The organism is Bartonella sp. MM97QHHN (assembly GCF_042194285.1).
In the GTDB taxonomy this organism is placed as follows: Bacteria; Pseudomonadota; Alphaproteobacteria; order Rhizobiales; family Rhizobiaceae; genus Bartonella.
Map to the genome: position 1 here is coordinate 1 of NZ_JBHIMS010000096.1, position 6,990 is coordinate 6,990.

Annotated in this window: 8 protein-coding genes; all 8 read left to right on the top strand. The window is 44.5% G+C overall.

Annotated features, from left to right (window positions below; genetic code table 11):
- Positions 1-545: hypothetical protein (locus tag ACFIJW_RS07870; RefSeq protein WP_375633857.1), on the top strand; the 545-nt coding region annotated here is incomplete at its 5' end.
- Complete coding sequence (locus ACFIJW_RS07875; RefSeq protein WP_375633858.1) at positions 535-2,481, top strand: phage terminase large subunit family protein; 1,947 nt, start codon at positions 535-537, stop codon at positions 2,479-2,481. The genes ACFIJW_RS07870 and ACFIJW_RS07875, both read left to right, overlap by 11 nt.
- A gap of 3 nt (positions 2,482-2,484) precedes the next feature.
- Positions 2,485-2,733, top strand: a complete 249-nt coding sequence (locus tag ACFIJW_RS07880) for a phage head-tail joining protein (protein ID WP_375613951.1) — start codon at positions 2,485-2,487, stop codon at positions 2,731-2,733.
- Complete coding sequence (locus ACFIJW_RS07885; protein ID WP_375633859.1) at positions 2,733-4,289, top strand: phage portal protein; 1,557 nt, start codon at positions 2,733-2,735, stop codon at positions 4,287-4,289. Before ACFIJW_RS07880 ends, ACFIJW_RS07885 begins: the two co-directional genes overlap by 1 nt.
- Positions 4,279-5,352, top strand: coding sequence for a S49 family peptidase (locus tag ACFIJW_RS07890; protein WP_375633860.1), 1,074 nt, complete (start codon positions 4,279-4,281; stop codon positions 5,350-5,352). The genes ACFIJW_RS07885 and ACFIJW_RS07890 overlap by 11 nt, the downstream gene beginning before the upstream one ends.
- Positions 5,353-5,462: 110 nt before the next feature.
- Positions 5,463-5,615 (top strand): hypothetical protein, encoded by a 153-nt coding sequence (locus tag ACFIJW_RS07895; protein WP_375630413.1) that lies wholly within the window; start codon positions 5,463-5,465, stop codon positions 5,613-5,615.
- Positions 5,612-5,980: a head decoration protein gene (locus tag ACFIJW_RS07900; RefSeq protein ID WP_375633861.1), complete on the top strand. Its 369-nt coding sequence runs from the start codon at positions 5,612-5,614 to the stop codon at positions 5,978-5,980. Before ACFIJW_RS07895 ends, ACFIJW_RS07900 begins: the two co-directional genes overlap by 4 nt.
- Before the next feature lie 12 nt (positions 5,981-5,992).
- Positions 5,993-6,990 (top strand): major capsid protein (locus ACFIJW_RS07905; protein WP_375633862.1); only part of this gene is annotated, 998 nt, incomplete at its 3' end.

A 6,990-nucleotide genomic window follows, 5' to 3' on the forward strand; every position in this document is an offset into this window, starting at 1 on the left:
TATCGGTTCGTGCGTTTGCGAAGAAGATGGGTGTTTCACATAATGCGGTGGTTTCTCGGATAAAGACAGGTAAATTTGATGCGGCTCTTTTTGAAGATGGTTCTGTCAATGAAGCCCTTGCAACAGCCATCTGGAATGAGAATCCAACAAAGCGCCCACCCCCATTTTTAGCGCCTGATGGAAAGGTGCGGACAAAGATCAAACAAGCCTCCACAGATGGAGCCAATGAATACAAGATAAAACTGGAGCGAATGCAAGTTGCGCTAGCAAAAGAAAAAATTGCTCTGGAAAAGTTACGCGAAACCACTGTTGATCGTGAAGAAGTGAGAAAAGAAGCATGGAACTTTGGAAGAGCGCATCGAGATACAATGCTCAATTTTGCCTATCGCTTTGGTACTGAAATTGCGGCGCAAGTGGGATGTGATGCTGCGAGCCTTATTGGAGCTATCGATCATCATATGCGCAAAGCTTTAGTGGAAAATGTCGTCCCTGTTTCTTTTCACGATCCCAACATTTTAGAAGAGAATCCAGAACATGATAAGTGATGCTTTGCCCTCGTCCTCTGATGCTGGGCTCTTTTTTTGCTATGCGAATGAAGGACGCCGTCCTGACCCGCCTTATACTGTTTCCCAGTGGGCTGATAAAAATCGTTATTTGAGCACAGTTACGAGTGCTGAGCCTGGATTATGGAGGACTATACGTACCCCCTATTTACGAGAGATCATGGATAATCTTTCTGTTTATGATCCGACTGAAACAACGGTTGTGATGAAGGGGGCTCAGATTGGAATGTCGGAAGCAGCATTGAACTTTTGTGGTTATGCCATTCATCATAGTCCAGGACCTGCCCTTTATGTGATGCCGACAGTTGAGACCGCTAAGAAACTGTCAAAGTCTCGTCTTGATCCGATGATTTCAGCTAGCCCTGCTTTAAGTGAACGCATTGCTCCTGCTCGTGCAAGAGACAGTGGTAATACGATGTTTTCAAAGGAATTTTATGGGGGAACATTGATGATTACAGGAGCAAATAGTGCTGCTGGATTGCGTTCTTCTCCTATTCGCTATTTGGTTTTGGATGAAGTCGATGCTTACCCATTGAATGTCGATAATGAAGGCGATCCTGTAACAATTGCTGAAAAACGAACCTCTGCTTTTATTCAACGTAAAATTTTTAAATTGTCCACGCCGACACACCGTGACACAAGCCGTATTGCCAAGGATTTTGTGCTAGGTGATCAAAGATATTACAATGTCCCTTGTGATGCATGTGGTGTTCTACAACCCATTGTTTGGTCACAAATTAAGTGGCCAAAAGGCGCCCCCGAAAAAGCTGTGTTTGTTTGTGCCCATTGTGGTCATGAACATGCCGAACATCGTAAGTCCACCTTAATGGCAGAAGAAAACGGTGCTTGCTGGATCGCAACACAGGAGTCAAGTAAGCCTCGTCTGCGTTCTTACCATATTTCAGCGCTTTATTCGCCATGGCTGACTTGGGGCGATTGTGCGCGCGAATTTTTAAGAGCCAAAGAAGACCCTGCTCTTTTGCAAGTTTTTATTAACACAGTGCTTGGAGAGCCATGGGAGGACAGAACAGGCGAAGTTGTTGATCCTGATAGCCTCTATGCAAAACGCGAAGATTATCCCCTTGCACCAGAACAATCCGTCGTGTTGACAGCAGGCATTGATGTGCAAAATGACCGTTTAGAGCTTGAAGTGGTGGGATGGGGGCGTAGTGAAGAAAGTTGGCATATTGATTATCAAGTGATCCTTGGTGATCCCTCTTCTTTTGAAGTGTGGGACCAATTGGATGAATATCTTGCAAAACGTTGGCCGCATCCAGGCTATAAAGAGGGGATTAGGATAACAGCTGCTTGTATTGATACCGGTGGTGGACACACACAGGCAGTTTATAATTATGTACGCCCGCGTGAAGGGCGGCGTATCTGGGGCATTAAGGGGCAAGCGGGATGGCGTGCGGTATGGCCACGCCGACCAAGCAAAAACAATAAGGGGCAGATTAATCTCTATATTGTTGGTGTTGACGCGGCAAAAGATATTATCACGGCACGGTTTAAAAAATCAGGACCTGAAGCATCAGGGGCTGGTGCAACACACTTTCACAAAAGCCTTGACCAGGAATATTTTGACCAACTGACCGCTGAAAGAAAAGTCATCAAATATTTTAAAGGCTTCAAGCGTATTGAATGGCAAAAAAGCGAAAAGGCAAGAAACGAAGCCTTGGACTGTAGGGTCTATGCTTATGCTGCTTTACAAGGTCTGATTTCGGCAGGAATAAACCTTAATCGAAAAGTCGATATCTTAGAAGAGCGTTTGGAAAAACTTAAAATTGAAGGCGCTTTAGAACAGCCAACATCAGAACATGTGCCCTCTCCTTCTCCAAGAAGATCTCAGACAGCACAGCCTCAAAAGAAGCCATTCAGAACAATGATGAATCCTTATATGCGAGGGGATTGGAGGTAATTTGTGGGTGAAACTTTAGAACCAATTAACAGCAAAATTGAGAGACTTGAAAACTTAAAAAGGCGGCGTGAACAAATTGAAGAAGCTCTTTATTCGGGAGCACAATCGGTGCGCCATGGCGATAAGCAAGTAAGCAACCGCTCTGTTGAGGAACTGCGCAGAGCGCTTGAGATGCTGAACACACAAATAGCCAACCTTGAAGGGCGCAAGCGTTCACGCGTTTTCTATTTTAATATATCACGAGGCTATTAATGGCTGGCTTTATCAATAAACTCACGGGCTTTTTTAAAATTTCTCGTCAACACAATCCCCATTTTGAAGCGGCAAGCAAAAGCCGCCGTATGGGTGGTTTTGACCCCGCAAAGAAACATATCAATAAAGCGATTGAAGAATGCGGTGATACCATTGTTGCTCGTTCAAGATGGCTCTATGATAATGAATCTCTTTATGGGTCTGCAACAGAAGAATGGGTCTCTGCGGCTGTTAGTGATGGGATTAAACCCTATCCTCGTATTGAAGGTTTTCAAGAAGAAAAGAAAAAGCTTTTAGACTTATGGTGGCAATGGGTTGATGAAGCAGACTATGATGAAGATGCCAATTTTTATGGACTTCAAGCAACCATTGCACGAGAGGTCTTTCTAACCGGAGAATGCTTTGTAAGATTACATTATGTTGATCTCTACGGACGCTCTGGTGTACCGCTTCAATTACAAGTTTATCCCACCGAAATGTTGGACCTTTCCTACAATGGACCGGCTGAGATTGAAGGCAATTACATTCGTATGGGGATTGAATTTAATGCCAGTGGTAAGCGCGTTGCTTATCATTTCTGGGAACATCACCCCTATGATGATTGCCCTTTCAACACAGTCTTTGAGAGTCAAGAACGCATACGTGTGCCTGCTGAAATGGTCATTCATATCAAAGAACGCCGGATTGCTGGACAATTGCGCGGTTCTCCAAAAATAACGCGCTGTATGACAAAGATCTTTCAACTCGAATCCTATGATGATGCAGAACTTGATCGAAAAAGGACAGCGGCTCTTTTTGCGGTGTTTATTACAGGGAAGGAATCTCATGATGCGGCATTAGAGGAAAATCGTGAGCAAACGACGCCCCCAAAGAAGACTGAAGAGGCACCTGACGTGGATAAAATTTATCCTGGATCGGTCAACATGGTCGATGGCGAAAAACAAATTACATTTTCAACCCCTGTTGAGGTTGGTGGTTCTTACGAGGCTTTTCAGTATCGTAATATTTTAAAGATTTGTTCTGCTCTTAATATGCCTTATGCCGTTGTGACTGGAGACGTTACGCGCGGCAATTTTTCTAATGTGCGTACCTCTATCATTCAGTTTAGACGGCACGTCAAACAATGGCGTGAACATATCATTGCCTTTCAGTTTAACCGCATTGTGTGGGAGCGTTTTGTTGAAATGGCAGTGCTTTCTGGATGTGTCAATTTGCCAGGGTGGGAAGAAAATCCCTTGCCATGGCTTCAATGTGAAAGCTTTGCGCCCCCGCTTGAAATGATAGATCCAAACAAGGATATCTCAGCGGAAAAAGAAGAAATTCGTGCAGGCTTGAAAACACGACGCATGGCACTTGCCGAGCGCGGCTTTGATATCGACAGCATTCATGCCGAACTGCAAGAAGAGCACACAGACGCTCGTGCGCGCGGCTTATCTTTTGACACGGATATGGCAGCGCCCTCTGGTAGCAATCAAGTGATTGATACCGCAGATTCAGACCCTTCTGAGACTTATAAAAGTAACCAAGGCAGTGAGGCACATAAAAATGGTGAATAATCTCGACATGCCGTTTTTGGCATCACGGCTTTTTGGGGTTCCTCATATGCTTGCCTCGACAAAGCTTGATATCATTTTGAATGCTCTTGCACCACGCCTTTTTGAGGGAGAAAAGTTTCCCATTGAAGCTTATTCGCAAGAGAATACAGAAGCTTTAAGACCCCCTGAAACTTATGTAGTACAAAACAATGTTGCTATCCTACCAGTTCATGGCACGCTTGTGCGCCGTGGTGCATGGCTTGGGGCTTTATCGGGGCTAACCTCTTATGAAGGTTTAAGGGCTTCTTTTCGTGAAGCCATTGCACAACCTGATGTTCGCGCTGTCTTACTGGATATTGACAGCGGCGGTGGAGAAGCCGGCGGTGTCTTTGATTTGGTTGAAGAGTTTCAAACACTCTCAAAACAATACAATAAACCCATTTGGGCACATGCCAATGAATTTGCCTGTTCTGCAGCTTATGCCATTGCCTGCTCTGCTTCTCAAATATGGATTGCTCGCACAGGGGTTGTGGGCTCGATTGGGGTCGTTTGCGCTCATCTTGACCAATCCCGTGCAGATGAAAAACACGGGCATAAATGGACCTTTGTCTTTGAAGGTGATCACAAAGTTCATGGCAATCCTCATGAACCCTTGAGCGATACAGCACAGATAAAAATGCAAGCCGATTGCGCCCTGCTCTACGAGATGTTTGTCGATTTGGTGGCGCAAAACAGACGCTTAAATGCTGCTGCAATTCGTGACACAAAAGCAGAAACTTTTATAGGCACCCAAGCGATCACGCTTGGATTAGCAGATGCGCAGGGGACCCTTGCGCAAGCTTTGGAAGCCTTAACGGATTCCATATCACAAAACCCAACATCAACAGAAAAAGAAGGACAAAACACATGGCACGCACACAATACCGCGCCGAAGAAGATGATGACGAAAAGATCGTCGACATCATCAATGACGAGGAAGAGGACGAAGGCGATAATGACATCGACAAAAACGCCGAAGACTTCGACGATGAAGAAGAAAACGAAGATGAGGATGAAGACAACGAAGACAAGCAGGAAAACATAAAAGCTGCTCTTGAAAAAGAAAGAAAGCGCGCAAAAGCACTAACAACCCTTGAAAGGCAAGCAAAGCACTTAGGCGTTTCTTTTGATGCAGCAAAAGCTATTCAAAACGGTATGAGTATCGAGAAAGCACGCCAATGTGTGTTGACGGCTGCTAGCTCTCAAAGCGCGTCTTTAAAAGTCTCGCCTTATACCCCTCATAGTGATGGGACGAGCAAGGCAAAGATTCATGCAAAATGGGAAGCAGCTTGGAGGGCAGTGAAATGACGAATATTATTTATGACGACGTACGCAATGGCGCTTATCTTGGACCCTACGACCCCGATATGTCAAATGAAGAAGTGCTGTTTGCATCAGGAGCATTCATTGAAGCTGGAACTGTCATGGGAAAGATAACCGCAACGGAATACTATGTCCCCCTTAATCCAGCAGCATCAGATGGCAGTCAAATCCCTGCAGGGATTTCTTTTGCCACTGTTGATGCCTCTCAAGCCGATCAACGTGCCGTAATGACAGCACGCTTATGCACTGTAAAAGCTTCTGAACTGCTATGGCCAGATGCCATTACAGATGAACAAAAAAGTGCTGCCATTCAGTCTTTAGAAGACAAAAACAACATTCTATTGCGATAGGAGAATGCACACATGGATATGAATTTTTTTAAACATGATGCTTTCTCAAGCATCACAATGATGAAAGCCATTGAAAACTATGAGTTTCAACCTGGTCTTGTAAGTTCTCTTAATCTCTTTGAAGAAGTTGAAACCAGTACCACAGTGGTTGGGATTGAACGGCGTGATAATACATTTTCGCTTATTCAAACCAGTGAACGTGGCGCACCTTTGGCAGAAGGTGATAGAGAGGGTCGTAATCTTCGGTTTTTCAAAACAACACGGATTGCCAAAAGTGATACCGTGAAATCAGAGGAAATCCAAAACCGGCGTGAATTTGGGACAGAAGATCAACTCGAGACAGCAATGAAATATATTGCCAGAAAACAAAAGAAACTGATTTCTGAAATCGAATTGACATGGGAAAATATGCAACTTGGCGCTGTTCAAGGGGTGGTACTTGATGCCGATGGCTCTGTTATTGTCGATTGGTACAAGGAATGGGAAATCGCACCACCAAAGCCGATTGACTTTAAATTAAATAATGAGACAACCAATGTTGCGGACCATGTTGATCAAGTCATTATGAAAATGATTGAAGCTTCAAAAGGAGCTTTTTCTGATCGTTCACGCATTATTGGGCTTTGTGGAAATGAATTCTTTTCCAAGTTGAAAAACCATAAAACAATTCGTGAAACCTATCTCAACACAGCTCTTGCACAAACTTTAAATAGTGCTGGAGGTGTTGCAACACCAAGTTCGATTGGCTCTGGGAGCTTTGGTAGTTTTGACTTTGCGGGTGTGACTTTCATTAATTACCGGAGTATTCACAACTATAATGTGAGTGCGAAGGCTGGAACAAAGCGCGCCATAGGCATTAAGCCGGATGAATGTCAATTCTTGCCTGCCAATGCACCGGGAGTGTTTCAAAAAACCTTTGCACCGGGAGAAAGTTTGGATTTTGCCAACACGGTTGGAAAACCGCTCTACACCATGCTTATCGTCGACCACGACCGTAATGCATGGGTAAA